24 protein-coding genes are annotated in these 24535 nt (G+C 70.6%); 5 read left to right on the top strand and 19 right to left on the bottom strand.

Going from position 1 to position 24535, the window contains the following annotated elements; all coding sequences use genetic code 11:
• Positions 1 to 6 precede the first annotated feature (6 nt).
• The 16 genes from ispG to OG407_RS42035 form a co-directional block, all read right to left on the bottom strand.
• Positions 7 to 1164 (bottom strand): flavodoxin-dependent (E)-4-hydroxy-3-methylbut-2-enyl-diphosphate synthase, encoded by a 1158-nt coding sequence (ispG, locus tag OG407_RS42110; RefSeq protein WP_405865638.1) that lies wholly within the window; start codon positions 1162 to 1164, stop codon positions 7 to 9.
• 4 nt (positions 1165 to 1168) lie between these two features.
• A complete protein-coding gene (gene hpnH / locus OG407_RS42105; RefSeq protein ID WP_405865636.1) occupies positions 1169 to 2191 on the bottom strand; it encodes an adenosyl-hopene transferase HpnH in 1023 nt (340 codons plus the stop codon).
• A gap of 5 nt (positions 2192 to 2196) precedes the next feature.
• Positions 2197 to 2838, bottom strand: coding sequence for a 1-hydroxy-2-methyl-2-butenyl 4-diphosphate reductase (locus OG407_RS42100; protein WP_405865634.1), 642 nt, complete (start codon positions 2836 to 2838; stop codon positions 2197 to 2199).
• The gene (gene shc, locus OG407_RS42095) at positions 2838 to 4844 is read right to left on the bottom strand and encodes a squalene--hopene cyclase (RefSeq protein ID WP_405865632.1); all 2007 of its coding nucleotides are present in this window, start codon (positions 4842 to 4844) and stop codon (positions 2838 to 2840) included. Before shc ends, OG407_RS42100 begins: the two co-directional genes overlap by 1 nt.
• Positions 4845 to 4956: 112 nt before the next feature.
• Positions 4957 to 6024, bottom strand: a complete 1068-nt coding sequence (locus OG407_RS42090) for a polyprenyl synthetase family protein (protein ID WP_366096290.1) — start codon at positions 6022 to 6024, stop codon at positions 4957 to 4959.
• 62 nt (positions 6025 to 6086) lie between these two features.
• Entirely contained in the window at positions 6087 to 7517 is a 1431-nt protein-coding gene (hpnE, locus tag OG407_RS42085; RefSeq protein WP_405865630.1) for a hydroxysqualene dehydroxylase HpnE, read from the bottom strand.
• Complete coding sequence (locus OG407_RS42080; RefSeq protein WP_365299517.1) at positions 7514 to 7618, bottom strand: DUF6380 family protein; 105 nt, start codon at positions 7616 to 7618, stop codon at positions 7514 to 7516. Before OG407_RS42080 ends, hpnE begins: the two co-directional genes overlap by 4 nt.
• Positions 7619 to 7653: 35 nt before the next feature.
• Positions 7654 to 8604: a presqualene diphosphate synthase HpnD gene (gene hpnD / locus OG407_RS42075; RefSeq protein WP_328676204.1), complete on the bottom strand. Its 951-nt coding sequence runs from the start codon at positions 8602 to 8604 to the stop codon at positions 7654 to 7656.
• On the bottom strand, positions 8601 to 9503 hold the full coding sequence (hpnC, locus tag OG407_RS42070; protein ID WP_328676205.1) for a squalene synthase HpnC: 903 nt from the start codon (positions 9501 to 9503) through the stop codon (positions 8601 to 8603). The genes hpnD and hpnC overlap by 4 nt, the downstream gene beginning before the upstream one ends.
• A gap of 399 nt (positions 9504 to 9902) precedes the next feature.
• On the bottom strand, positions 9903 to 10694 hold the full coding sequence (locus tag OG407_RS42065; protein ID WP_405865627.1) for an ABC transporter ATP-binding protein: 792 nt from the start codon (positions 10692 to 10694) through the stop codon (positions 9903 to 9905).
• Positions 10687 to 11616: an ABC transporter permease gene (locus tag OG407_RS42060; protein ID WP_405865625.1), complete on the bottom strand. Its 930-nt coding sequence runs from the start codon at positions 11614 to 11616 to the stop codon at positions 10687 to 10689. The genes OG407_RS42065 and OG407_RS42060 overlap by 8 nt, the downstream gene beginning before the upstream one ends.
• 152 nt (positions 11617 to 11768) lie before the next feature.
• Complete coding sequence (locus OG407_RS42055; protein ID WP_405868879.1) at positions 11769 to 12614, bottom strand: glycosyltransferase family 2 protein; 846 nt, start codon at positions 12612 to 12614, stop codon at positions 11769 to 11771.
• A 32-nt stretch (positions 12615 to 12646) separates the two neighbouring features.
• Positions 12647 to 13426: a CDP-alcohol phosphatidyltransferase family protein gene (locus OG407_RS42050; RefSeq protein WP_405865623.1), complete on the bottom strand. Its 780-nt coding sequence runs from the start codon at positions 13424 to 13426 to the stop codon at positions 12647 to 12649.
• Positions 13404 to 14465 (bottom strand): iron-containing alcohol dehydrogenase family protein, encoded by a 1062-nt coding sequence (locus tag OG407_RS42045; protein ID WP_403585712.1) that lies wholly within the window; start codon positions 14463 to 14465, stop codon positions 13404 to 13406. Before OG407_RS42045 ends, OG407_RS42050 begins: the two co-directional genes overlap by 23 nt.
• Complete coding sequence (locus OG407_RS42040) at positions 14453 to 15205, bottom strand: phosphocholine cytidylyltransferase family protein (protein WP_328676209.1); 753 nt, start codon at positions 15203 to 15205, stop codon at positions 14453 to 14455. Before OG407_RS42040 ends, OG407_RS42045 begins: the two co-directional genes overlap by 13 nt.
• Positions 15202 to 16986, bottom strand: coding sequence for a DUF5941 domain-containing protein (locus OG407_RS42035; RefSeq protein ID WP_405865620.1), 1785 nt, complete (start codon positions 16984 to 16986; stop codon positions 15202 to 15204). The genes OG407_RS42040 and OG407_RS42035 overlap by 4 nt, the downstream gene beginning before the upstream one ends.
• A gap of 277 nt (positions 16987 to 17263) precedes the next feature.
• Here OG407_RS42035 and galE point away from each other — a divergent pair, with 277 nt between their 5' ends.
• The 3 genes from galE to idi all read left to right on the top strand — a co-directional run bounded on the left by galE (position 17264) and on the right by idi (position 20124).
• Positions 17264 to 18235 carry a UDP-glucose 4-epimerase GalE gene (gene galE / locus OG407_RS42030; protein WP_405865618.1) on the top strand — a complete coding sequence of 324 codons (972 nt, stop codon included), beginning with the start codon at positions 17264 to 17266 and terminating at the stop codon, positions 18233 to 18235.
• A gap of 135 nt (positions 18236 to 18370) precedes the next feature.
• Positions 18371 to 19309, top strand: coding sequence for a cation diffusion facilitator family transporter (locus OG407_RS42025; protein WP_366492052.1), 939 nt, complete (start codon positions 18371 to 18373; stop codon positions 19307 to 19309).
• Between the two features lie 221 nt (positions 19310 to 19530).
• On the top strand, positions 19531 to 20124 hold the full coding sequence (gene idi, locus OG407_RS42020; protein ID WP_405865616.1) for an isopentenyl-diphosphate Delta-isomerase: 594 nt from the start codon (positions 19531 to 19533) through the stop codon (positions 20122 to 20124).
• Between the two features lie 9 nt (positions 20125 to 20133).
• Here idi and OG407_RS42015 read toward each other — a convergent pair whose 3' ends face one another.
• Positions 20134 to 20655 (bottom strand): ATP-binding protein, encoded by a 522-nt coding sequence (locus OG407_RS42015; protein WP_405868877.1) that lies wholly within the window; start codon positions 20653 to 20655, stop codon positions 20134 to 20136.
• A 204-nt stretch (positions 20656 to 20859) separates the two neighbouring features.
• Here OG407_RS42015 and OG407_RS42010 point away from each other — a divergent pair, with 204 nt between their 5' ends.
• The gene (locus OG407_RS42010; protein WP_405865614.1) at positions 20860 to 21645 is read left to right on the top strand and encodes an enoyl-CoA hydratase/isomerase family protein; all 786 of its coding nucleotides are present in this window, start codon (positions 20860 to 20862) and stop codon (positions 21643 to 21645) included.
• Here the strand turns inward: OG407_RS42010 and OG407_RS42005 are convergent.
• Complete coding sequence (locus OG407_RS42005) at positions 21632 to 22267, bottom strand: DJ-1/PfpI family protein (RefSeq protein WP_405865612.1); 636 nt, start codon at positions 22265 to 22267, stop codon at positions 21632 to 21634. The two genes, OG407_RS42010 and OG407_RS42005, sit on opposite strands and share 14 nt — an antisense overlap.
• A 227-nt stretch (positions 22268 to 22494) precedes the next feature.
• Positions 22495 to 23466, bottom strand: coding sequence for a GlxA family transcriptional regulator (locus tag OG407_RS42000; RefSeq protein ID WP_405865610.1), 972 nt, complete (start codon positions 23464 to 23466; stop codon positions 22495 to 22497).
• A 113-nt stretch (positions 23467 to 23579) separates the two neighbouring features.
• Here OG407_RS42000 and OG407_RS41995 point away from each other — a divergent pair, with 113 nt between their 5' ends.
• A complete protein-coding gene (locus tag OG407_RS41995) occupies positions 23580 to 24449 on the top strand; it encodes an SCO6745 family protein (RefSeq protein ID WP_405865608.1) in 870 nt (289 codons plus the stop codon).
• The last annotated feature ends 86 nt before the right edge of the window (positions 24450 to 24535 follow it).

Raw genomic sequence — 24535 nt, 5'->3', positions numbered from 1 at the left:
GCTGGTTCAGCTCACGGTGACGGCCGGCTCCCCCGCCGCGACGCCGTCCTGCTCCATCTGTTCGGCGATCTTCATCGCCTCCTCGATGAGGGTCTCCACGATCTTCGACTCGGGCACGGTCTTGATGACCTCGCCCTTGACGAAGATCTGGCCCTTCCCGTTGCCGGAGGCGACCCCCAGGTCGGCCTCCCGCGCCTCGCCGGGTCCGTTGACGACGCAGCCCATGACCGCGACGCGCAGCGGCACCTCCATGCCTTCCAGGCCCGCCGTGACCTCGTCGGCGAGCTTGTAGACGTCCACCTGGGCGCGCCCGCAGGACGGGCACGACACGATCTCCAGCCGGCGGGGCTTGAGGTTCAGCGATTCGAGGATCTGGAGGCCGACCTTGACCTCCTCCACCGGCGGGGCGGACAGCGACACCCGGATCGTGTCGCCGATGCCCTCGCTGAGCAGCGCCCCGAAGGCGACCGCCGACTTGATCGTGCCCTGGAAGGCGGGCCCGGCCTCGGTGACCCCGAGGTGCAGCGGATAGTCGCTCTGCGCGGCCAGCTGCCGGTAGGCGTTGACCATCACCACGGGGTCGTTGTGCTTGACGGAGATCTTGATGTCGCGGAAGCCGTGCTCCTCGAAGAGGGACGCCTCCCACAGGGCCGACTCGACGAGCGCCTCGGGCGTCGCCCTGCCGTACTTCTGGAGCAACCGCCGGTCCAGGGAACCGGCGTTGACCCCGATGCGGATCGGCGTGCCGTGGTCCTTCGCGGCCCGCGCGATCTCCTTGACCTTGTCGTCGAACTGCTTGATGTTGCCGGGATTGACGCGAACTGCCGCGCAACCGGCCTCGATTGCGGCGAACACGTACTTCGGCTGGAAGTGGATGTCCGCGATCACCGGGATCTGCGACTTGCGAGCGATGGTCGCCAGCGCGTCCGCGTCGTCCTGCGTGGGGCAGGCGACGCGGACGATCTGGCAGCCGGACGCGGTGAGTTCGGCGATCTGTTGCAGGGTGGCGCCGATGTCCGACGTACGGGTCGTGGTCATCGACTGGACCGAGACGGGGGCCCCGCCCCCGACCGCCACCGATCCGACCTCGATGCGTCGCGACACACGTCGCTCGGCGATCGGCCGGACCGGCATCTCGGGGACGCCCAGAGCTACGGCGGTCATGGCGTCAGTCGCGGTTTCCGGCGACGGTCTCGCGCATGGCCCGCAGGGACTCCTTGAGGGAGCCCATGGTGGCGAGGACGGCGGTGGGCTCGTAGCCGCAGTGCGCCATGCAGTTGGCGCAGCGCGGGTCCTTGCCGCGGCCGTACTTGTCCCAGTCGGTGTCCTCGATCAGCTCCCGGTACGTGGGCACGTACCCGTCGCTCATCAGGTAGCAGGGGCGCTGCCAGCCGAAGAGCGAGTAGTTCGGGATCGCCCAGGCCGTGCACGGGAAGTCGACCTTGCCCTCCAGGAAGTCCAGGAAGAGCGGGGAGTGGTTGAGCCGCCACTTGCGCCGGTTGCCGCCCGCGAAGGCCTTCTTGAACAGCTCGTGGGTCTGCGCGACACCCAGGAAATGCTCCTGGTCGGGCGCCTTCTCGTAGGCGTAGGCGGGCGAGATCATCATCTCGTCGACCTTGATGTCGTCGTTGAGGAAGTTCAGGACCTCGATGATGGTCTGCGGGGTGTCCGTGTTGAAGAACGTGGAGTTGGTGGTGACCCGGAAGCCGCGTTTCTTGGCCTCCTTCATCGCCTCCACCGCCTCGTCGAACACGCCCTCCTTCGCGACGGACTCGTCGTGCCGCTCGCGCAGCCCGTCGATGTGCACCGCGAAGGCGAAGTACGGCGAGGGCGTGAACTTGTCGAGCTTCTTGCGCAGCAGCATGGCGTTGGTGCAGAGGAAGACGTACTTCTTCTTCGCCACCAACTGCCGCACGATCTCATCGATCTGAGGGTGCATCAGGGGCTCACCGCCGGCGATGGACACCATCGGCGCACCGGACTCCAGCACCGCCCCGACGGCCTGGGCCACCGGCATGCGCTGCTTGAGCACCCCGGCGGGGTGCTGGATCTTGCCGCAGCCCTCGCATGCGAGGTTGCATGCGAAGAGAGGTTCCAACTCCACGATCAGGGGGAACTTGTCCCGCTTGCGGAGCTTCTGTTCAGCCAAGTATGTAGCGACCTTGATTGTCTGGCGCAGCGGCATGGCCATCTGGCTCACCTCCGGGGGAGCAGCAAAGAACGGTGCCATTCGAAAAAAGCGGGAAGAACGGATCGAAGAACGCGGAAAGCCGATATTCCACCGCGCACCGTGCCGATCCGGACGAGTTCATGTTCAGGAGCGTCCACGACCACCCGTACGGCCGCAACCGGGCGCGCGCCCGTACGCACGGCGCTCAGCAGCGTGGCCGCCGACTCCATGTCGACCGCGATTGCGCCGGTCGCGAGCAGATCCGACCGTTCCTGTCCGCGGACGATGTGATCGGAGCCGGTCAGGGGGCCGGTGTGGACGGTGCGGCCGGGCAGGGCCCGCACGAGTTCCTTGACGAGCAGCTCGGTACCGACGCACGGAACGGTTCCGCGCGCCTCCCTGGTCTCCTCGGCGACCACGAGGTCGCCGGGGTGCATACCCGGGGCGAGTCCGGCGCAGAAGCCCGTGGCCAGTACGGCGGCCCCGTCCAGCGCCGGGTCGGCGAGGCGCCGGGAGACGGCCTCCTCGGCCGCCTGGGGGCCCATCCCCGTCCTGAGGAAGGTGACCGGCCCGCCGGCGCCGGAGCGGTCGCCCGCGCGCAGGGCGAGGCGCTCGATGCCGAGCGCGCAGGCGATCAGCAGCGGCGGTCCGGCGGACTGTCTGCCCATCAGCCCCCCTTGGCCGGGGAGAACGATGTCTGGGCGAACGGTTCTCCGTGCACGAACCGCCCGAGCGCGGTGAGCGGAAAGACCTGCCGGTAGAGGTTGTAGTTGATGGAGAAGTCCCACGGAAAGCCCGTGCCGGTGAAGTAGGGCTCGTCCCAGGATCCGTCCTCCCGCTGGGTCTCCGCGAGCCATGCGACACCGCGTTCCACGGCCTTGGAGTCGCGCTCCCCCGCCGCGAGCAGGGCCATCAGCGCCCAGGCCGTCTGTGAGGCGGTGGAGGCGCCCCGGCCGCTCCATTCCTTGGCGTACTTGTAGGAGCGCAGGTCCTCGCCCCAGCCGCCGTCCTCGTTCTGCACGGTCTCCAGCCAGGTCACCGCCCGCCGGATCGCCGGGTGCGAGCCGGGGATCCCGGCCGCGGCGAGCGCCGGTACGACGGACCCGGTGCCGTAGACGTAGTTGACGCCCCAGCGGCCGAACCACGAGCCGTCCGGCTCCTGTTCGGCGAGCAGCCACTCGATGCCGCGCCGGGTGCGCGGATCGTGGGCGAGGCCCTCGACGGCGAGCATCTCGACGACGTGCGCGGTGACGTCCGCCGACGGCGGGTCGATGACCTCGCCGAAGTCGCAGAACGGCAGCCGGTTGGGGAACGGGCTGGTGTTGTCGACGTCGAAGGCGCCCCAACCGCCGTTCTTCGACTGCATTCCGAGGTTCCAGCGGACCGCGCGTCCGGCGGCCCGGTCGAGGCGCTCCGGGTCGTGATGTCTGACCCGGCGCAGCGCGAGCACGACCTCGGCGGTGTCGTCGATGTCGGGGTAGTTGTCGTTGTGGAACTCGAACGCCCAGCCGCCGGGCGGCAGTTGGGGCCGCTTGACCGCCCAGTCGCCGGGGCGGACGATCTCCTCCCCGAGCATCCAGTCGGCGGCTTTGACCAGTTGGGGGTGGTCGGCGGGCACGCCCGCGTCGGCGAGCGCGATGGTCGCGAGGCAGGTGTCCCACACCGGGGACTGGCAGGCCTCGATCATCCGGGACCCGTCCTCGCGCCAGACCGCGAACCGGTCCAGCGACTCAAGTCCCGCGCGCATCACGGGGTGTTCGAGGTCATAGCCCAGCAGGTGCAGGGCGATCACCGAGTACACGGCCGGCGGCTGGATGCCGCCCCAGCAGCCGTCGTTCTCCTGCCGCTCGATGATCCAGCGGCCGGCCGCCTTCATCGCGGCCTTGCGCAGCTTGCGCGGGGCGACCTTGCGGTAGAGGTGCAGCGCCTTGTCGAGCCGCTGGAAGGCGCCGTCCCAACTCGCCACCCGGGCAAGGGGCTTGACCGGGTTCGGGTGGTCCGCGTCGGTGTGCAGTTCGTCGAGCGGGAAGGGCGCGGGGCGGACCGGCCGCATCGCGGAGACCACCGTCAGCGGCACGATGGTCTGCCGGGCCCAGCATCCGAAGTCGTAGATGTTGAGCGGCACCCAGGTGGGGAAGTACAGGAGTTCCGGCGGGAGTTCGGGCAGGTCGTCCCACTTCCACCAGCCGAACAGCGCGAGCCAGATCCGGGTGAAGACCCGGGCCGCGGCGATCCCGCCCCGCTCGCGGACCCACGCGGACGCCTTCGCCATGTGCGGGGCGTCCGGCGCGTCCCCGGCCAGCCGGAGGGCGACGTACGCCTCGATGGTGGTGGAGAGTTCACCGGGTCCGCCGTAGAAGCTCGCCCAGGTGCCGTCCTCGCGCTGCTCGCCGCGGATGAAGAGTGCGGCGGCCTGGGTCGTCGACTCGTCGCGGATGCCCAGGAACTGACGGAGCAGCAGATCCTCGGCGTCCATCGTGACGTTCGTCTCCAGGTCGCCCTTCCACCAGCCCTGGGCGTCCTGCTGCGAGAGGAGGAAGTCGGTGGCGCGTTGGACCGAGAGCGCGGCGGCGTCGTGCACCCCGGCCGCCACGGGGGTGTTGATGTCGGTTTCGCTGGCCGCGGCAACACGGGGAGGCATGGCCCCGGTGCTTCCGTCGGTCGTCGCTGTCATGGCTTCCCCTTCGTGCAGTGGCATGTCTCTGCTGTGGGTCCGCCGTCGGCCGGTACTCGTTCGTTCGCAGCACCGGCCGGCGACTACGCGAGGGCTATTCGACCGATAGTGATCATCTCTTTCGTACGACGACGAAGTCGGCGAGCGCCGTGAACTGCGCCCGAACCCGGTCGGGCATGTCGATGGCGTCGAGGGCCTCGATGGCGATGGTGTGCTGACGGCGTGCCTCTTCGGCGGTCCACTCGCGGCCGCCGGCCTCCTCGATGAGCGCGGCGCGGGCCGCGAACTCCTCCTCGGAGAAGTTCTCGAAGTCGCTGCTCTTGGCGTCGGCGGCGAGGATCTCGCCGAGCCGCTCGGAGGCGGGTCCGCCCGCCGCGAGCGCCGCCACCACGGGCAGGGACTTCTTGCGCTGGCGCAGATCGCTCCAGGTCTGCTTCCCGGTGGCCTCCGGGTCGCCCCAGATGCCGAGGAGGTCGTCGACGGCCTGGAAGGCCAGGCCGAGATGGTGGCCGTACTTCTCCAGGACGTCGGCGGTGCGGTCGTCCGCACCGCCGAGCACGGCCCCGATGGAGGAGGCGCAGGCGAGCAGGGCGCCGGTCTTGTTGCCCTCCATCTCCAGGCACTCCTCGACGCTGACACGGTCGCGGTGCTCGTAGGAGATGTCCTGCGCCTGGCCGTCGATGAGGGCGCGGGTCGCGGTGGTGAGGCGGCGGGTGGCGCGGCCGGCCTCGACGGTGCCGAGCTCCAGCAGGACCTCGTTGGCCAGCGCGAACAGGGCGTCGCCGACGAGGATGGCCTGGGAGGGGCCGTGCACCTTCCAGACCGTGTCGCGGTGGCGGCGCTGCTCGTCGCCGTCCATCAGGTCGTCGTGCAGCAGCGAGAAGTTGTGGACCAGTTCGACGGCGACGGCGCCGGGGATGCCGGTCTCGGGCGACGCCCCGGTGACCTCGGCGGAGAGCACGGCGAGCGCGGGGCGTACGGCCTTGCCGCCGTCGCCGTCCGCCGGGTTGCCCTCGGCGTCGATCCAGCCGAAGTGGTAGGCGGAAACGGTGTCCATGGGGGGAGCCAGGCGGTCCACGGCCGCCCGCAGTACCGGTGTGGCAAGGGTCCGGCCGCGCTCCAGGAGCGCGGACACGTCCACCGCGTCGGCAGCCGTCTCGGCCGGGGGCACAGTGGGCACAGTCTCTCCTCTTGTCGCGGTACCGGAGGTGCGGGGGCCGCCTGCCGCCTGCTGATCGAGCATCACGCCGCCTCCTCGACTTCGAAGAGGTGACGGGGGCGGGGCCGGCCCAGGGCGGTGAGTGCGGCGTCCGCCGCGCTCACCCCACTGCGGACCGCACTCTCCATGGTCGCGGGCCACCCTGTGGCGGTCCACGCTCCGGCCAGGTACAGGCCGGGGGCCTTGGTGCGGGCGCCGGGCCGCAGCCGTCCGACGCCGGGGGCGGGAGCGAACGTCGCCGTGCGCTCCCTGGTCACGAAGAAGTCCTTCACCTCGGCGCCGCGCGCACCGGGCAGCAGCCGCTCCAGCTCGGGGAGGTAGCGCTCCCGCAGCTCGGCCACGGGCGCGTCGATCTCGTCGTGCACGGCGGACTGGGACAGCGCCAGGTACTGGCCGTCCTTCAGCCCGGACGCGTCGGTCCGGTCGAACACCCACTGCACCGGGGTGCCCAGCGCCGCGAAGAACGGCCGGGCGAGCACCTTGCGGTCGTAGACGACATGGACGTTGAGGATCGGCGAGTAGTCCATCGACAGCAGCCGCTCGGGCTCGTCGAGGGCGCCGTCGGGCAGCAGATCGTGGGCCTCGCGCTGCGGTACGGCGAGCACGACGGTGTCGGCCTCAAGAGTCTCGCCGGGACAGTGAACGCTCCAACGGCCGTTCTCGTCTGTAGAGATGGAGGTGACGCGTGTACGGACTTCGGTGCGCACGCCCGCGGAGTCGAGCGCCTTGCGGGCGAGCCGGTCGTGCAGTTCGCCCAGCGGGACGTGTGCCCAGCCGATGTCGGCCGCGCCCGAGTCGGAGAGCAGACCGGTCTTGAACACCATCGCGGCGAGAGCGAGCGAGGAGTCGCCCGCGACCGCGTTGAGGGTGGCGACCCCGACCAGGTCCCACAGTGCCTCGACGGCACGCGCCGACTGACCGTGCGCGGTCAGCCAGCTGCCGAAGTTCTGCGCGTCCAGGGCCGGATCGGCGAGGTCGAGCCCTTTGAGCGCGAGCGCGGCACGTCCTACTTTGGCGCGCTCCGCGAACGAGAGATGCGGGTACGTCGCGAGGCTGCGCCCCAGATGCAGCGGCACGGGCAGCGGGTCGCGCCGGAGTCTGCCGAGGCGGCGCCCCTCGGGGCGGTTCACGTCGAGTACGGGCACGTCGAGACGATCCTGCAGCGGAGCCAGCGCCGCGCCCTCGATGCGGTCGAGGAACCAGCGGTAGGCGGTGCAGCAGCGCAGATAGACGTGCTGGCCGTTGTCGACGGTGAGGTCGCCGCGCTGGAAGGAGAAGGCGAGTCCGCCCAGGCGCGGGCGGCCTTCGAGCAGGGTGACGCGGACTCCGGCGTCGGCGAGCGCGAGCGCGGAGGTGATGCCGGCGAGGCCGCCGCCGATCACGACGGCATGCCGTCCGGCCGGTCCCGTAGCCGGCCCGGCGGGCAGCCCGTCGGGCCGCGTCCCGTCGCTCATCGTGCACTCCCCCCTGCGCGCCCACCGAGGCACTCGAACCAGCCACGGCAGACCGTTGCAGTCAGGGACGCCACGCCGCACCGGAGGGTTGCCTGCCGCATTTCTCCGGTGCCATCACCTTGGCCCACTCCGTCCATCAGGTGCGCCTCCTGAGGGTGCTCCGCGTGACGTGCCGGGCGTCCAGACCGGACAGGCCGCGCACCGCGACGTAGGCCTTCTCGCGGCCGGGCAGGGAGACGCGGCCGCGCAGGACGGCCTCCGGCTCGCGCTCGATGCGGTCCAGCAGGCGGCGGTAGATGCCGGCCATGGCGGCGACACAGGCGCCGCTGCGGCGGTCGAGCATGGGGAGCAGCCGGTAGCCCTCGGCGAAAAGAGTGCGGGCCCGGCGCACCTCGAAGTGCACGAGACCCGCGAAGTCGGAACCCTCCGGCGGCGTCGGCCCGTTGAACCCGGCCGAGCAGCCGAATTTCGCGAGGTCGTCGGCGGGCAGATAGGTACGGCCGTCCTCGGCGTCCTCGCGGACGTCCCTGAGGATGTTGGTGAGCTGGAGCGCGAGCCCCAGCGTGTCGGCGTACTCCGAGGCGCGCTCGACACCGCGCGCCCCCGCCTCCGTGCCGAACACGCCGAGCGAGAGCCGCCCGATCGCGCCCGCGACACACCGGCAGTAGACCTTCAGGTCGTCCCAGGTCTCGTAGGTCTCGCCGCGGACGTCCAGCAGGACGCCGTCGATCAGCTCGTCCAGGCCGTCGAGCGGGACCGGGAAGGCCTCCGCCGTGTGCGCGAGGGCGACCGCGACCGGGTCGGTGTCGTCCTCCTCGACCTTGCCCTCACGGACCCGGGTGAGCAGCGCCCGGGTGTCCTCCAGGCGTGCCGACTTCACGTCGGTCGGCAGCGTGCCGTCGCCGATGTCGTCGACGCGCCGGGAGAACGCGTACAGCGCCGACATCGCGCGGCGCTTGGGCGTCGGCAGCAGTCTGATGCCGTACGCGAAGTTACGTGCCTGCTGACCGGTGACGGCCTCGCAGTAGCTGTAGGCGGCGAGTACCGGTGCGGACATGTGCGGTGCAGACTCCACGCTGCGGATCACCCCTCTCCTCGCAGAGTCACGCCCACCTCACGCAGCAACTGGATCTTGCCGGGTTTGGGCGGGCCGGGAAGTACGTCGTATTCAGCGGCGACGATCGCTCGGACCGCCGCCCGTCCCCCCGCCACGAACCCCGCGAGCAGCAGCTTCAATCTGCCGTGGACGCTACCCACCAGGGGGGCGCCTTCATTCAGGAGATCGCGGGCGCGTTCTGCTTCGTATGCAACCAGTGCGCGCACCGATGCGCCCGCGGAGGGCGTGGCGAGATCCGCTTCCTGGACGTGAAAGCGCTTCATGTCCTGGGCGGGCAGGTAGATGCGGTCGCGGCCGAGGTCCTCGGTCACGTCCTGCAGGTGTTCGACGATCTGAAGTGCGGTACAGATCGCGTCGGACAGCCGGACCCGCTCGGGGGTCTCGGTGCCGGTGACGCCGAGGACCAGGCGGCCGACCGGGTTGGCGGACAGTTCGCAGTAGGCGAGGAGATCGTCGTAGGTCTCGTAGCGCGTGACGAGCTGGTCCTGGCGGTTCGCGGCGATCAGGCCGAGGAAGGGCTCGGGGGTCAGCGCGCGGCGGCGGACGGTCGGCTGGAGGCGGCGCAGCAGGGGGTGGCTCGGGGTGCCGTCGAAGACGCGGTGCAGATCGGCCTCGAAGGCGTCGAGGAGGAGCAGGCGGTCCTCGGCATCCTCGGGCGACACGCCGAGGAGGCGGGCGTCGGCGCCGCCGGGGGCCAGATCGCCGTCGCCGATGTCGTCGACGAGGCGGGCGAATCCGTACACCGCCATGAGATCGGTGCGCCAGGCTCTGGGCAGGAAGAAGGGCGCCACAGGGAAGTTCTCGCCCGCAGCCTTGTCGAGTGTGCCGCGCTCCGGATCACCGGTGCCGGCGGAGCCGGTTCCCGTCACCGCTCACTGCCAGGGGCGGGGACGGCACATGCTTCGGTGAGCTGGGGAGTTTCCGTAGCCATCGCCGTCACATCTCCCGTTCTACACTGCCGACCCAATACACACTATTTCGGACACGCCGCCCAGTCGTCCGCACGATTAAACGCAGGCTTACCCGCAGAACGGTGTCGCGCATTATCGCCCCACTTGCCGCTATTCGGCACCGGTACAGCTTACGTTGTACAACGCAGCAAGGTTCCTCGGGGTGTCCTGCACATCACAACAACACACCGATTGGCGTCAAGATTCCTTGGCCGGGGCCGAGTTGACGTTTCCTTTGCAGACGCAGGGCCCCGCCGGAGCAGTTCCGGCGGGGCCCTGGGAAGCGTTCTGGGCTTTTGCGCCCGCTATGCGCGCGGACTACTTGCCCGTGAACTTCTCGTACTCCTTGATGACCTCGTCGGTCGGGCCGTCCATCCGGAGTTCGCCGCGTTCCAGCCACAGCACCCGGTCACAGGTGTCGCGGATCGACTTGTTGTTGTGACTGACGAGAAACACCGTGCCCGCGGACTTGCGCAGCTCGCGGATGCGCTCCTCGGAGCGGACCTGGAACTTGCGGTCGCCGGTGGCCAGCGCCTCGTCGATCATCAGGACGTCGTGGTCCTTCGCCGCCGCGATGGAGAAACGCAGCCGGGCCGCCATTCCGGAGGAGTAGGTGCGCATCGGGAGGGTGATGAAGTCGCCCTTCTCGTTGATGCCGGAGAAGTCGACGATGTCCTGGTAGCGCTCCCTGACCTGCTCGCGGGTCATGCCCATGGCGAGGCCGCCCAGGATGACGTTCCGCTCGCCGGTGAGGTCGTTCATCAGGGCCGCGTTCACACCGAGCAGCGAGGGCTGGCCGTTGGTGTAGACCCGGCCCTCCTCGGCCGGGAGCAGGCCGGCGATGGCCCGCAGCAGGGTCGACTTGCCGGAGCCGTTCGAGCCGATCAGGCCGACGGCCTCGCCGCGGTAGGCGACGAAGGAGACGCCCCTGACGGCGTGCACCTTGCGCACGCCGCGCTCCTCGCCGCGCTTGACTATGCGGCTGAGGGCGGAGGTGGCGCTGCCCTTGCCGGTCTTGGCGCCGTGCACGCGGTAGACGATGTGCAGCTCGTCCGCGATGACGGTGGGGACCAGATCCTGGGGGGTCTGCTCGACGCTCTGCTCAGCCACGGCCGTACCTCTCCTCCGCCTGCCAGAAGTACACGAAGCCGCCGGCGAACAGGACCACGGCCCAGAAGGTGGCGATGACCCAGACGTGCGGCGGCAGGTTCGACGCGCCGTAGCCGTCGATGAGCGCGAAGCGCATCAGGTCCATGTAGATGGCCGCCGGGTTCACCTGGAGCAGGCGGACGAACACCTCGGAGCGGCCCTCCATCATCTTGCTGATGGAGAACATGACGCCCGACGTGTACATCCAGGTGCGCAGGATGAACGGCATCAGCTGCGCGAGGTCCGGGGTCTTGGCGCCCATCCTCGCCACGATCAGCGCGAGCCCGGTGTTGAAGAGGAACTGCAGCAGCAGGACCGGGACGATCAGCAGCCAGGACAGGCTCGGGTAGCTGCCGAAGCCGACGACGATGATGAAGAGCACGGTCATCGAGAACAGCAGTTGCTGGAGCTGTTGCAGCGCGAACGAGATCGGCAGCGAGGCCCGCGGGAAGTGCAGCGCGCGCACCAGGCCGAGGTTGCCGGAGATCGCGCGGACGCCCGCCATGATCGAGCTCTGCGTGAAGGTGAACACGAAGACGCCCGTGACCAGGAACGGGATGTACACGTCCCGGGACATGCCCCGGCTGGCCTTCAGGATGACGCCGAAGATGAAGAAGTACACGGCCGCGTTCAGCAGCGGCGTGGCCACCTGCCAGAGCTGGCCGAGCTTCGCCTGGCTGTACTGGGCCGTCAGCTTCGCCTGGGAGAAGGCGAGGATGAAGTGCCGGCGTCCCCAGAGCTGGCGGACGTACTCGGCGAGTCCGGGGCGGGCACCGCTCACCGTCAGCCCGTACTTGGCGGACAGTTGGGCCGCCGTGAGGCCTTCGTCGGGCGACGGACGCGGGCTCACCGCGACTCCGCCGTCATGCGTTGTCTCACTCAAGGGTGGATGCCTTCATTTTCGGATTCGTCTTACGACTGTCTTGCGTTCGTCTTACGGAATTGTGCTACAGGAACTGACATGTATCCGCCGCCGGATACGTTTCGAGGGGTCGGCCGCGCGTCCCGCGCGCGGTCACGCGTACCCCGAGCTTGTCAGATGACCGGAGGACGGCCCAGCAGGGTCAGGCGCCAGACCGTACGCCACCGCATGGGCCTGCGGGGTCCGCACGGAGTGGTCCAGCCCTCCTTGAACCCGCCGAACCACGCCCGCAGCGCCGGGCGCGAGGGGCGGCGCAGGAGGGTGAGCAGCAGCCACACGCCGAGGTAGACGGGGACGAGGGGCGCGGGGAGGTTGCGGCGGGCCAGCCAGACCCGGTTGCGGGCGACCATGCGGTGGTAGACCGCGTGCCGCGAGGGCGCGGTCGTCGGGTGGTACAGCACCATGTCGGACCGGTAGTCGATCATCCAGCCCGCGTCGAGGGCACGCCAGGCGAGATCGGTCTCCTCGTGGGCGTAGAAGAACTCGTCCGGGAGTGCGCCGACCTCGGCGAAGACCTTCGTGCGGACGGCGTTGGCGCCGCCGAGGAAGGTGGTGACCCGGGAGGAGCGCATCGGGTCGGAGGCGCGCAGGCGCGGGACGTGCCGGCGCTGGGTGACGCCCGTCTCCGGGTCGGCGATGCGGAAGCTGATGATGCCGAGTTCGGGGTCGGCCTCGAAGGCCTGCCGGCACAGCTCGGCGGTGTCGTGCTGGGCGAGGAGCCCGTCGTCGTCGAGGAACATCACTATGTCGACATCGCGACCGGCGGGCCCGAAGGCCTCCAGGCCGATGTTGCGGCCGCCGGGGATACCGAGGTTCTCGGGCAGTTCTATGGTCCGGACGCCCGCGGGGACATCCGGGACGGGCGAGCCGTTGCCGACGACCACCGCCTCGACCCAGTCGCCGTCCTGCTTGGCGACCGAGTCGAGCAACGCCCGTAGTTCGTCGGGGCGGTTGCCCATGGTGATGATCACCGCGCCGACCTTCAGGCCGCTCACTTCAGCCTGCTCGACGCGAGGATCGACACCAGGTGCAGCAAGGTCTGCAGCAGCGCGATGCCGGCCAGTACGGCGACGCCGAGCCGCGAGTAGAACAGGTCGCCGCGCATCTGGTCCACGATCGCGAGGACCAGGATCAGCAGGGTCGCCTCGATGCCGAGGATCAGCCGGTGGAACTTGAAGGCGGCGGCGGCCCTGCGCGCCAACGCCATCCCGGAGGACCGCATCTCGGCCGCGGACTCCTGCACCGGTGCCTTGCCGGTCTGGTGGCGGGCCACGCCGACCAGGTCGGTCTCGGCCTTGATGAGGATCGCGCCGAGCGCGGCCAGCGTCCCGAGGAACGCCCACAGCCAGTCGATACGGCCGCTGCCGAACACGTCGGCGGCGCGCAGTCCGAAGCCGACGAGCACGGCGGCGTCGGTCAGGTAGGCGCCGACGCGGTCGAGGTAGACCCCTGCAAGGGAGTACTGCTTGCGCCAGCGGGCGATCTCGCCGTCGACGCAGTCCAGCAGCAGGTACATCTGGACGCACACCACGCCGAGCACGGCGCCCGTGATCCCCGGCACCAGCAGCGCCGGGGCCGCGAGCACACCGAAGACGGTCATCAGGTACGTGAGCTGGTTGGGCGAGACCCTGGTGTTCACCAGGTAGCGGTCCACCCGCAGAGACACCTCACGCATGTAGAGGCGTCCCATCCAGTGCTCACCGCTGCGCCGGTCCTTCACCCCTGCGGGGTGGACGACGGGACGGAGTTCAGCTACCGATGGCCTTGACATAGTCGGCGTAGATGTCCTTGATCTGGTCGGTTTTCAGGTCGAGGTGTTCGAGGATGGTGTAGCGACCGGGACGGGTCTCCGGAGCGAATTCCACGGCGCGGACGAACTCGTCCACCGTGAACCCGATCTCCTCCGGCAGCACCGGCAGTCCGTGCCGACGCAGCACCTCGGCCATGTAAGCCGATTCCTCGTGGGCTCCGCGCAGGTACATCGCGAAGGCCGCGCCCAGTCCGCACTGCTCGCCGTGGGCGGCCGCGCGTTTGGGGAAGAGCAGGTCGAAAGCGTGGTTGATTTCGTGGCAGGCACCGGAGGACGGACGTGAGTCGCCCGACACCGACATGGCGATACCGCTGAGGACCAGCGCCTCGGCGAGCACCTGGAGGAAGGCGTTGTCGCCGACCCCGCCCGGGTGCCGCAGCACGGCCTCGCCTGCCTGGCGTGCCATGGCGGCGGCGAGACCGTCGATCTTCTCGCCGTTGACGCGGTTCGCGAGTTCCCAGTCCGCGATCGCGGAGATGTTGGAGATCGCGTCCCCGATGCCGGCCCGCACGAAGCGGACCGGTGCCTCACGGATGACGTCCAGGTCGATGACGACCGCGATCGGGTTCGGTACGCCGTAGGAGCCGCGGCCCGCGTCGTTGTCGAGGGTCGCGACCGGCGAGCACAGGCCGTCGTGCGCGAGGTTCGTCGGTACGGCGACCAGGGGCAGGCCGATGCGTGCCGCGGCGAACTTGGCGCAGTCGATGATCTTGCCGCCGCCGAGGCCCACGACCGCGTCGTAGTGACCGGCCTTCATGTCGCCGGCCAGCTGGATCGCGTCGTCGAGGGTGCCGCCGCCGACCTCGTACCAGGTGGCGCCGGGCAGGCTCGGCTCCAGGCGCGCGCGCAGCCGGGCGCCGGAGCCCCCGCTGACGGCGACCGCGAGCCGGCCGGAGTGCGAGATGCGCTGGTCGGCGAGGACGCAGGCCAGGTCGTCGAGGGCACCCGGGCGGATGTCCACGACGACCGGCGAGGGAATCAGCCGGGTCAGTACAGGCACGCGATCTCACGCCCCTTGGCCAGATCCTCGTGGTTGTCGATCTCGACCCACTTGATGTCGCCGATCGGGGCCACGTCGATCCGGAAGCCGCGATTCACGAGTTCCTGGTAGCCGTGCTCGTAGAACTGCTGGGGGTCGGTCTCCCACACCGTCTTGAGCGCGTCGGCCAGCTCGGACATGGCGTCGCCCTCGATGAGGGTGACGCCGATGTACTCGCCGGTCGCCTCGGCGGGGTCCATCAGCTTGGTGATCTTCGTCATGCCCTTGGCGGGGTCGACGACGACCTTCATCTCCTCGTCCGCGAGGGACTTGACGGTGTCGAGGGCGAGGATGATCCGCTTGCCCTCGCCGCGCGCCGCGAGCAGCGTGCGCTCGACGGAGACCGGGTGGACGGTGTCGCCGTTGGCGAGGATCACGCCGTCCTTGAGGGCGTCACGTCCGCACCACAGGGAGTAGGCGTTGTTCCACTCCTCGGCCTTGTCGTTGTCGATGAGGGTGAGCTTGAGGCCGTACTTCGCCTCAAGGGCCGCCTTGCGCTCGTACACGGCTTCCTTGCGGTAGCCGACGATGATCGCGACCTCGGTCAGACCGATCTCGGCGAAGTTGCCGAGCGTCAGGTCCAGGACCGTGGGTTCGCCCTCTATGCCCGCGGGGCCCACCGGCACCAGAGCCTTGGGAAGGCTGTCGGTGTAGGGGCGCAGACGCCGTCCGGCGCCGGCCGCCAGCACGAGGCCGATCATGCGGGTTCTCCTTCATCGTGTACGGCGGGCGCCCCTGCGGACACCCAGAAGCGGATGCTCTCGAAGAGCACCAGCAGGGCCACGGCCACGGCGAGGACCGTGAGCGCGACCGTGAACTGCGACGCGGTGAGCGCGGCGGCGAGAACGGTGACGAGCAGCGTCCGCCCCTCGTGCCCCCCGATGGCGCGCACCAGCCAGGCCGGGGACGCCCCGGCGTTGCCGCGGATGCGGTACACCGTGTCGTAGTGATGGTAGGCGACGGCGGCCACCAGTCCGAAAGCCGCCGGAAGCGCTCCGTTCACCTCCGCTTTGGCCGCGAGGATCAGGACGGTGCAGTATTCCGCCGCCCGGAAGAGCGGGGGGACCAGCCAGTCGAGGGCGCCCTTGAGGGGGCGGGACAAGGCCTGGCCGGCGGCGATCGCGTAGACGAAGGCGCCCGCCACGGGGGCCCAGGTGACCCCGGAGAAGAGGGACACCATCAGAACCGCCGTACCGGCGAGCGCGATCAGGAACGGCGCACCGAGGCGGGCGGGGCTCACACGGGCCACGAACGAGGCGATCGGCCCGTTGTCCGCGAGGTCCGCCAGCGCCTGCGCCGCCCGGTCCGTACGCCGTGCCTTGCGGGTCAGCGAGCGCAGCACTCGGCCCGCCGTCGTGTAGGTCGCCGCGAAGGCGCAGCCGACGAGGAGGACGTAGAAGGTGATGCGGGGGGTCGTCGCGGCCGTGAGGACGGCGATCATCGCCCATCGTTCGCCGATGGGCAGGACTATCATCCGGCGCACCCAGACCGTCCAGCCGACGCTGTCGAGCTTGTCGGAGAGGGCTGCGGTGGGGCTGGTGTTGGCGGTGGCGTCGTGGTTGGCCTCGTTGAAGGAGAAGTCCACGACGTGCCGGCAGGTCTGGAGGATCATCGCGCCGAGCGCGAGCGCCCATACGTCGTCGCCGCCCCGGGCCGCGCCCAGCGCGAGGCCGGCGTAGTAGGCGTACTCCTTGGCGCGGTCGAAGGTGGCGTCGAGCCAGGCGCCGAGCGTCGAGTACTGCAGGGCGTAGCGGGCGATCTGTCCGTCGACGCAGTCGAGGACGAAGGAGCAGAGGAGCAGGACGCCGGCCACGACGTAGCCGCCGCGGGTGCCGGTGGCCGCGCTGCCCGCCGCGACGAGCGCGGTGAGCAGGGAGGCGGTGGTGACCTGGTTCGGGGTGAGGCCGCGGCGGGCGCACCAGCGCGCGATGTAGCGGGAGTACGGGCTGATGAAGTGGGTGGTGAAGAAGCCGTCGCGGGACTTCACGGCCGACTTCAGGCGTACGGCCTCGTCGTCGACGGCGGCGACAGCCTGCCGTGCCTCGTTGCGGGCCTGCGGGTCGGCGGGGACCGTGGCGACGAGGCTGCCCAGCTCGGGGCGGTGCACGGCGCAGCCGTCGGCGTCGAGGGCGGTGACGACACGGTCGGCGAGGTTGTCGAGGAGGGTCGTCCCGCCGCCGGCCGAGTGCTCGCGGGCGACCGCGCGGGTCAGCGCCTGACGGCCGGCCGGCTGGGCCGTGACCGCGCCCGGTACCGCGGCGAGCGGGAAGCGGGGGTCGGTGAGGCCGAGGCGCAACGCGTGCGGGTGGCCCACGAAGCGGGCGTCCACGACGGCGACCCGCTGGTCACCGGGGACCGCCGCGAGAAGCGTCTCCGCCTCGGTGGTGTCGGCGGCGGTCCGGACGTCGAAGCCGAGCGACCGCAGATCGGTCTCGATCGACGATCCGGGGACCGGCTGACCGGTGAGGATGGCGGTCGGCAACCGAACTCACTCCCTGGGTCCGGCGCTCGGGCGCCGGTCATGTGCATGGTGGTGGCGCCCTTCGGGTGGCACCCGGGCGGCATGTCGGCAGAGGCTATCGGATGCTCTCAAGCCCGTGTTCACCGGCCGTTCACGGCCTGATCAACACGGTCTGCTGGCGCCTCCGCCGAGATCATCATCGGGGATTCGGGGCCCGCCCGACAAACCGCACCCATCAGACCCGGGCATCGCGGGACATTGCGGAGGCCCTCTTCGTAGCCGCATAGGGTGAATGCCCATGACATGGCTGATCACCGGCGGAGCCGGATACATCGGGGCCCATGTGGCACGGGCGATGACGGACGCCGGGGAGCGGGTCGTCGCCCTGGACAACCTCTCCGCGGGAAACCCCGCGCGCCTTCCCACGACCGTCCCGCTCGTCCACGGCTCCTCCCTGGACGGCGACCTCCTGAAGCGGGTGTTCGCCGAGCACGAGGTGACCGGGGTCGTGCATCTCGCGGCACGCAAGCAGGTCGCCGAGTCCGTGGCGCGGCCGACGTACTACTACCGGGAGAACGTCGGCGGCCTGGCGACCCTCCTGGACGCGGTCGCCGGCGCGGGCATCGGACGGTTCGTGTTCTCCTCCTCGGCGGCGGTCTACGGCGACCCGGGCGTCGACCTGATCACCGAGGACACCCCGTGCGCGCCGGTTAACCCGTACGGCGAGACCAAGCTCACCGGCGAGTGGCTGGTCCGGGCGGCGGGCGCGGCGCACGGCATCGACACGGTGTGCCTGCGCTACTTCAACGTGGCGGGGGCGGCGGCGCCGGAGCTGGCCGACACCGGCGTCTTCAACATCGTCCCCATGGTCTTCGACCGGCTCACCCGCGACGAGGCCCCGCGGATCTTCGGCGACGACTATCCGACCCCGGACGGCACCTGTGTCCGCGACTACATCCACGTCGCCGACCTCGCCGAGGCCCATCTCGCGGCGGCCCGGCGGCTGTCCGACGGCGGTGCGAGCGGCGACCTGACGGTCAACATCGGCCGCGGGCAAGGGGTTTCGGTGCGCGAGCTGGTCACGGTGATCGGCGAGGTCACCGGTGACCGGCGGCCGGCCGTCGTCGAGGGGCGGCGTCCCGGGGACGCGCCGCGCGCGGTCGCCTCCGCCGAGCGGGCCGCCGTGGAGCTGGGGTGGACGGCTCGGCGTGGGGTGCGGGAGATGGTCGGGTCGGCGTGGCGCGGGTGGCAGTCGCACCACACCGGGTGAACTTAGGCTGCCCTGACCTGCGATTTGTTTGCGCAGGTCAGGGCACATGACAACGGTGTTCAGTGCCGCGTTGCCCGATACCCCCCACCCGTAGTTCACTGTGATCCGGAGCAGTAATCAGGAGGGCGGCTTTTCATGGGGGCAGGGCACGACCACGGGCATTCGCACGGCGCTCCCGTCACCGGTACGGCGGCGGCCGCGTACCAGGGCAGGCTACGGATCGCGCTCGGGATCACGATCACCGTGATGGTGGTCGAGGTCGTCGGCGGACTGCTCGCGGACTCCCTCGCGCTCATCGCGGACGCGGCCCACATGGCGACGGACGCGCTGGGTCTCGGCATGGCGCTGCTCGCGATCCACTTCGCGAACCGGCCGGCCGTCGGCAACCGCACCTTCGGCTACGCCCGCGCGGAGATCCTCGCCGCGCTCGCCAACTGCCTGCTGCTGCTCGGCGTCGGCGGCTACGTCCTGTACGAGGCGGTCCAGCGGTTCGTCACGCCCGCCGACACCGAGGGCGGGCTGACCATCGTGTTCGGCCTGATCGGCCTGGTCGCGAACATGATCTCCCTCACGCTGCTGGTGCGCGGCCAGAAGGACAGCCTGAACGTGCGGGGCGCGTTCCTGGAGGTCGCGGCGGACGCGCTGGGCTCCCTCGCGGTGATCATCTCGGCCGTGGTGATCCTGACCACGGGCTGGCAGGCCGCCGACCCGATCGCCTCGCTCGCCATCGGCCTGATGATCGTGCCGCGCACGCTGAAGCTGCTGCGCGAGACCCTGGACGTACTGCTGGAGTCGGCCCCCAAGGATGTCGACATGCAGGACGTGCGCACCCACATCCTGGCCCTGGACGGGGTCGAGGACGTCCACGACCTGCACGCGTGGACGATCACCTCGGGCATGCCGGTGCTCTCCGCGCACGTGGTCGTCCGCTCGGACGTGCTGAACGCGATCGGCAACGAGAAGATGCTCCACGAACTCCAGGGCTGCCTCGGCGACCACTTCGACGTGGAGCACTGCACCTTCCAGCTGGAGCCCCGCGGACACGCGGAGCACGAGGCGAAGCTGTGCCACTGAGACGGTCGTGAGGTTCCCGCCGCGGCTTCCGCGCTGCCAGGCGCGCTGACAGAAATCGACCGGTTTCGACGGCGTGCGGCCCGCCGCCGCGCGCCCGCGTCCTCACTCCCGCGCCCCACCCCCCGACGATTCCGCCGTCGCCGCGCCGGGCACGATGAACTGCCGGGAGTGCCGGATTCGTACGGCAGACTTGGCCTTGAGGACCGATGTGAAGGATGGGTATGCCGACCACACCTGCCACCGCGACGCACAACTCGTCGAACGGCACCGCTGACGCGATCTTGCTCGAACTGGTCGACGAGAGCGGCGTGACGATCGGCACCGCCGAGAAGCTCACCGCCCATCAGCCGCCGGGGCAGCTGCACCGCGCCTTCTCCGTGTTCCTCTTCGACGAGCAGGGCCGGCTGCTGCTCCAGCAGCGGGCGCTCGGCAAGTACCACTCCCCCGGTGTGTGGTCCAACACCTGCTGCGGTCACCCCTACCCCGGCGAGGCGCCCTTCGCGGCGGCGGCCCGGCGGACGTTCGAGGAGCTGGGGGTGTCCCCGTCGCTGCTCGCGGAGGCGGGCACAGTGCGCTACAACCACCCGGACCCGGACTCGGGCCTGGTGGAGCAGGAGTACAACCACCTGTTCGTCGGCCTGGTGCAGTCGGCGCTGCGGCCGGACCCGGAAGAGGTGGGCACGACCGCGTTCGTGACCCCCGCCGAGCTGGACGAACGGCACGCGAAGGACACCTTCTCGTCCTGGTTCATGACAGTGCTGGACGCGGCCCGCCCGGCGGTCCGGGAGCTGACGGGCCCGTCCGCGGGCTGGTGAACTCCTCGGCTACGGCACCTGCGCGGGCTTGAGCGGCAGGGCGGCCCAGATCACCTTGCCGCCGCTCGCCGTGTGCTCGACGTCGCAGACGCCGCCCGCCTCCCGGGTCACCTCGCGCACCAGCAGCAGTCCCCGGCCGCCGGTCTCGTCGTGGTCGGCCACCAGGGCGGTCGGGCGGTAGGGGTGGTTGTCCTCGACGGACACCCGCACCCACTCGGCGCCGACGGCGACCTCCACAGCGAGGGTCGGCGACAGCAGCACCGCGTGCCGGACCACGTTGGTGACCAGCTCGGAGACGATCAGCAGCAGCCCCTGCAACACCTCGTCCGAGAGGGGCACGCCCTGCCGGAAGAGCAGGTCCCGTACGGCGTGTCGCGCCTGCGGGACGGAGGCGTCGACGGCGGAGGCGGTGAACCGCCAGACTCCCTCGTACGGCAGCGGGTCCGGCGGGGCGGGGGCGGGGACGGGATCCGGGGGATCGTCTCTGCCGCCTTCTGGGCGCGGGTCCGACCCACGCCCGTGGTTCTCCATCGTCCGGTCGCCACCCTTGCGCTCGATTGTCACCACCCGATGAGTGTTGGCGTGGACCCGCGCCACCCCGGACGACTGAACAGAAGTCAGCAGTTATCGGACGCTTTCTGATCGTTTCTGTATGGCCCGGTCGGCAGCGAGATCACCTCTGTTCCTCTTGTGCCGACTTCGCGAACCCTTCGGGTTGTCCGTAGCATCCGGCGCATGGAGCCCCGCCTGCTGCACGACGTCACCGACGCGGTCGCCACCGTCGTCGTCCACCACCCCGGCAAGCGCAACGCGATGACCGCCGAGATGTGGCGGTCGCTGCCGCCGCTGCTCGACACCCTGGCCGCCGACCCGGCCGTACGGGCGCTCGTGCTGACCGGTGAGGGCGGGACGTTCTGCGCCGGGGCCGACATCTCGACGCTGCGGGAGTCGGCGGGTGAGGCGCAGGGGCTGGCGGTGCTCGCGGAGGAGGCGCTCGCGGCGTTCCCGAAGCCGACGCTGGCGGCGATCCGGGGTCATTGCGTGGGCGGCGGGGCGCAGTTGGCGGCGGCCTGCGATCTGCGGTTCGCGGAGGAGGGCGCGCTGTTCGGGGTGACTCCGGCGAAGCTGGGCATCGTGTATCCGGCGTCCGCGACACGGCGGTTGGTGTCGCTGGTGGGTCCCGGGACCGCCAAGTATCTGCTGTTCTCGGGCGAGTTGATCGACGCGGAACGGGCGCTGCGCACCGGCTTCGTCGACGAGCTGCTGCCCGAGGGTGAACTCGCCAAGCGGGTCGTGGAGTTCACCCGGGTGCTGGTCTCCCGTTCGCAGTTGACGCAGGGGGCGGCGAAGGAGTTCGCCAACGGCCGTACGGACAGGGACGGTTACTGGGCGGAGCAGGCGCGCGGCAGCGGCGACACCGCGGAGGGCGTCGCCGCGTTCCTGGAACGCCGGGCGCCGCGCTTCACCTGGACCGCGTCAGGGACCACTCCAGGGACTGCTTCCGGAACTACTTCAGGATGAAGCGGCTGCCCGCGCGGAGCTTCTCGACGAGGTGCGCGGGCGCCTTCTCCGGGGACCCCGCGTCGTAGGGCGGTCGCGGGTCGTACTCGGTCAACAGCTGTACGGCCTGGGCGTGTTCGTCGCCCGCGATCCGGCCTAGCAGGGTGAGCCCCATGTCGATGCCGGAGGAGACACCGGCCGCGGTGACGTACTTGCCGTCGGTCACGACCCGCTCCCCCGTGGGCTCCGCGCCGAACTGCTTCAGGTGGTCCAGGGCGAGCCAGTGGGAGGTCGCGCGGCGGCCCCGGAGAAGTCCGGCGGCGGCGAGCAACAGGGAGCCCGTGCACACCGAGGTCGTCCAGGTGCTCGTGGCGTCGGCGGTGCGCAGCCAGTCCAGGAGGGTCTCGTTCTCCATCTGCGGGGTCTGACCCGGGCCGCCCGGGACGACCACGATGTCGGGGCTCGGTACGTCGGCGAGGGTGCGGTCGGCTACGAGCGCCAGGTTTCCGGTCTCGTTGCGGACGGGGCCGGTCCGCTCGGCGACGAAGACGGTCTCCGAGTCCGGGAGGCGGCCGAGGGTCTCGTAGGGGCCCACGGCGTCCAGGGCGGTGAAGCGGTCGAAGAGGACGATGGCGATCTGCATCGGGGCCTTTCGTGTTCGGTGGATGCCGGATGCGGCTCAGGTGACGCGGCGGTTGGGGATGGCGGGCGGGAGAGTGACTGAGCAGCGGTGAGCAACGGTGAAGTTTGGGTGGTTCGTTCACTGCGGGGCGGTGGGGGCTGGCCGCGCAGTTCCCCGCGCCCCTTAGAGGGCGCTGTCCGCGTCCGTTGGACAGAGGGTGGCGGGGCTATCCCGGGGGAGACCTCCGTTCAGCGAGCGGGTGTCGCCCGTGCGCTCTGGGCCGGGTGGAAGCGGCGGCGGTATTCCGCCGGGGACGTGCCGAGGGTCTTGAGGAAGGCTCGGCGCATGGACTCGGGGGTGCCGTAGCCGCTGGAGCGGGAGATCTGCTCGATGCCGTCGGCGGTGTCCTCCAGGAGGCGGCGGGCGTGTTCGAGGCGGACCCGGTCGACGTAGCGGCCGGGGGGCATGCCGGTCTCGGACTGGAAGGCGCGGGCGAAGTGGCGGGGCGAGAGGCGGGCGCGGGCGGCGAGGGAATCGACGCTCAGGTCGTCGTCGGGGTGTTCGGTGATCCACTGCTGGACCTCACGGAGGGGCTCCCGCCGGGCCGTCTGAGCGGCGAGCTGGGCGCTGAACTGGGCCTGGTTACCCGGCCTGCGCAGGAACACGACCAGGTGCCGGGCGATGGTCAGCGCCGTGTCCCGGCCCAGGTCCTCCTCGACCAGGGCGAGGGCGAGATCGATGCCCGAGGTGACACCGGCCGAGGTGGAGACGGGTCCGTCACGGACGTAGATCGGGTCCGGGTCGACCTCGACGGCGGGGTGGTCGCGGGCGAGTTGCGCGCAGTACGCCCAGTGCGTGGTGGCCCGGCGACCGTCCAGGAGGCCCGCCTCGGCGAGCAGGATCGCCCCGGTGCACACGGAGACCAGCCGCTCCGCGCGCGGCCCGTGTGCGCGCAGCCAGGCGGTCACGCGCGGGTCCGGGCCGCGTGTGCCCGGGCCGCCGGGGACGAGGAGCGTGTGCGGGGCGGGCGCGTCGGCAAGGGACGAGTCCGGTACGACGGTCAGGCCGCTGGACGTGCGCACCGGGCCCCCGTCCAGGGAGGCCGTACGGATGCGATAGGTCCCCGGGGTCTGTGTTTCGGCGCCCGCGAAGACCTCCACGGGGCCGGTGACATCCAGGCTCTGCACGTCGTCGAAGAGGACCACCAGGACGGTTCGCATACTCTCGATTCTTCGCGCTCTCCCTGATGACCGCAATGACGGGTACCCCACCTTTCCTGCCATCCGGTGCCCACCCCTGGAGCCCGTACCGACCAGTCGGTAACGTGGCCGTCATGACTACTGCCGCCGTCGATCCCCGTGCCGGGCGCCGCTGCTACAACGCGCTCAACTCCCTGCACTCCACGCTCTACTTCTCGCCCGACCTGGGGAAGGAGTTCGGCGCACTCGGAGTCACGCACCCCGGGGCCGTCAACTTCGCCGTACGGGCGGCGGCGATGGGAGCCGTCGGTCCCGGCACGGTGACGGCGACCTTCTACAACTACAAGTACGACCTCGTGGCCCGGCACGTGCCCGCCGTGTGGGAGACCGCCTCCCCGGAGCAGTGCCTCCACGCACGCGCGCGTGCCGTCGACGCGACCCTGCGACGCCTGCTCGGCGAGGACGCGGTGGCGTCGGAGGAGATGGCGGAGGCCGCGCGGCTGGCGCTGCGGGCCGCCGAGGCGTGTGCCCGTTCCGCCCGGCCCCTGTACGCCGCCCACGCCGATCTGCCGGTCCCCGAGGAGCCGCACCTCGCCTACTTCCACGCGGCCACGCTGTTGCGCGAACACCGCGGCGACGGTCACCTGGCCGCCCTGATGTCCGCCGGACTCGACGGCCTGGAGGCCGTGGTCACCCACACCGCGACCGGCAAGGGCATGACCCCGAAGTGGGTGTTCGGCACGCGCGGGTGGAACCAGGAGGAGTGGGACGCCGCTTCGGGACGGCTCCGGGAGCGCGGGTTGCTCGACGGGGACGGCGAGTTGACGGAGGCGGGGGTCGCGCTGCGCGCCGGGATCGAGGCGGAGACCGACCGGCTGGACCGGGCTCCGTACGAGCACCTGGGCGCCGAAGGAGTCGTACGTCTGACCGAACTGGCGACCGGGTTCGCGCGGCTCGCGCTCGCCGCCGGGGCGTTTCCCCGGGATCTGCTCGGCAAGAGCTAGCCACCGGACCCGCAGGAAAGCGCCCTGATCCCCGGTTGTCAGTGTCACCTGCCACAATTGCCGCGCAACCTCAGTGGAGAAGGCGG

Source organism: Streptomyces sp. NBC_01515, assembly GCF_045040345.1.
In the GTDB taxonomy this organism is placed as follows: Bacteria; Actinomycetota; Actinomycetes; order Streptomycetales; family Streptomycetaceae; genus Streptomyces.
The sequence above is the reverse complement of the archived record's forward strand: the minus strand, read 5'-3'. Positions and strand labels throughout refer to the sequence as shown.

Bases quoted from the DNA above. Each gene is read 5' to 3' on its own strand.
- ispG (WP_405865638.1), bottom strand. From the start codon at position 1,164: ATGACCGCCGTAGCTCTGGGCGTCCCCGAGATGCCGGTCCGGCCGATC.
- hpnH (WP_405865636.1), bottom strand. From the start codon at position 2,191: ATGGCCATGCCGCTGCGCCAGACAATCAAGGTCGCTACATACTTGGCT.
- OG407_RS42100 (WP_405865634.1), bottom strand. From the start codon at position 2,838: ATGGGCAGACAGTCCGCCGGACCGCCGCTGCTGATCGCCTGCGCGCTC.
- shc (WP_405865632.1), bottom strand. From the start codon at position 4,844: ATGACAGCGACGACCGACGGAAGCACCGGGGCCATGCCTCCCCGTGTT.
- hpnE (WP_405865630.1), bottom strand. From the start codon at position 7,517: ATGAGCGACGGGACGCGGCCCGACGGGCTGCCCGCCGGGCCGGCTACG.
- OG407_RS42080 (WP_365299517.1), bottom strand. From the start codon at position 7,618: ATGCGGCAGGCAACCCTCCGGTGCGGCGTGGCGTCCCTGACTGCAACG.
- OG407_RS42055 (WP_405868879.1), bottom strand. From the start codon at position 12,614: ATGGGCAACCGCCCCGACGAACTACGGGCGTTGCTCGACTCGGTCGCC.
- OG407_RS42050 (WP_405865623.1), bottom strand. From the start codon at position 13,426: ATGTCAAGGCCATCGGTAGCTGAACTCCGTCCCGTCGTCCACCCCGCA.
- OG407_RS42040 (WP_328676209.1), bottom strand. From the start codon at position 15,205: ATGATCGGCCTCGTGCTGGCGGCCGGCGCCGGACGGCGTCTGCGCCCC.
- galE (WP_405865618.1), top strand. From the start codon at position 17,264: ATGACATGGCTGATCACCGGCGGAGCCGGATACATCGGGGCCCATGTG.
- OG407_RS42025 (WP_366492052.1), top strand. From the start codon at position 18,371: ATGGGGGCAGGGCACGACCACGGGCATTCGCACGGCGCTCCCGTCACC.
- idi (WP_405865616.1), top strand. From the start codon at position 19,531: ATGCCGACCACACCTGCCACCGCGACGCACAACTCGTCGAACGGCACC.
- OG407_RS42015 (WP_405868877.1), bottom strand. From the start codon at position 20,655: ATGGAGAACCACGGGCGTGGGTCGGACCCGCGCCCAGAAGGCGGCAGA.
- OG407_RS42010 (WP_405865614.1), top strand. From the start codon at position 20,860: ATGGAGCCCCGCCTGCTGCACGACGTCACCGACGCGGTCGCCACCGTC.
- OG407_RS42005 (WP_405865612.1), bottom strand. From the start codon at position 22,267: ATGCAGATCGCCATCGTCCTCTTCGACCGCTTCACCGCCCTGGACGCC.
- OG407_RS42000 (WP_405865610.1), bottom strand. From the start codon at position 23,466: ATGCGAACCGTCCTGGTGGTCCTCTTCGACGACGTGCAGAGCCTGGAT.
- OG407_RS41995 (WP_405865608.1), top strand. From the start codon at position 23,580: ATGACTACTGCCGCCGTCGATCCCCGTGCCGGGCGCCGCTGCTACAAC.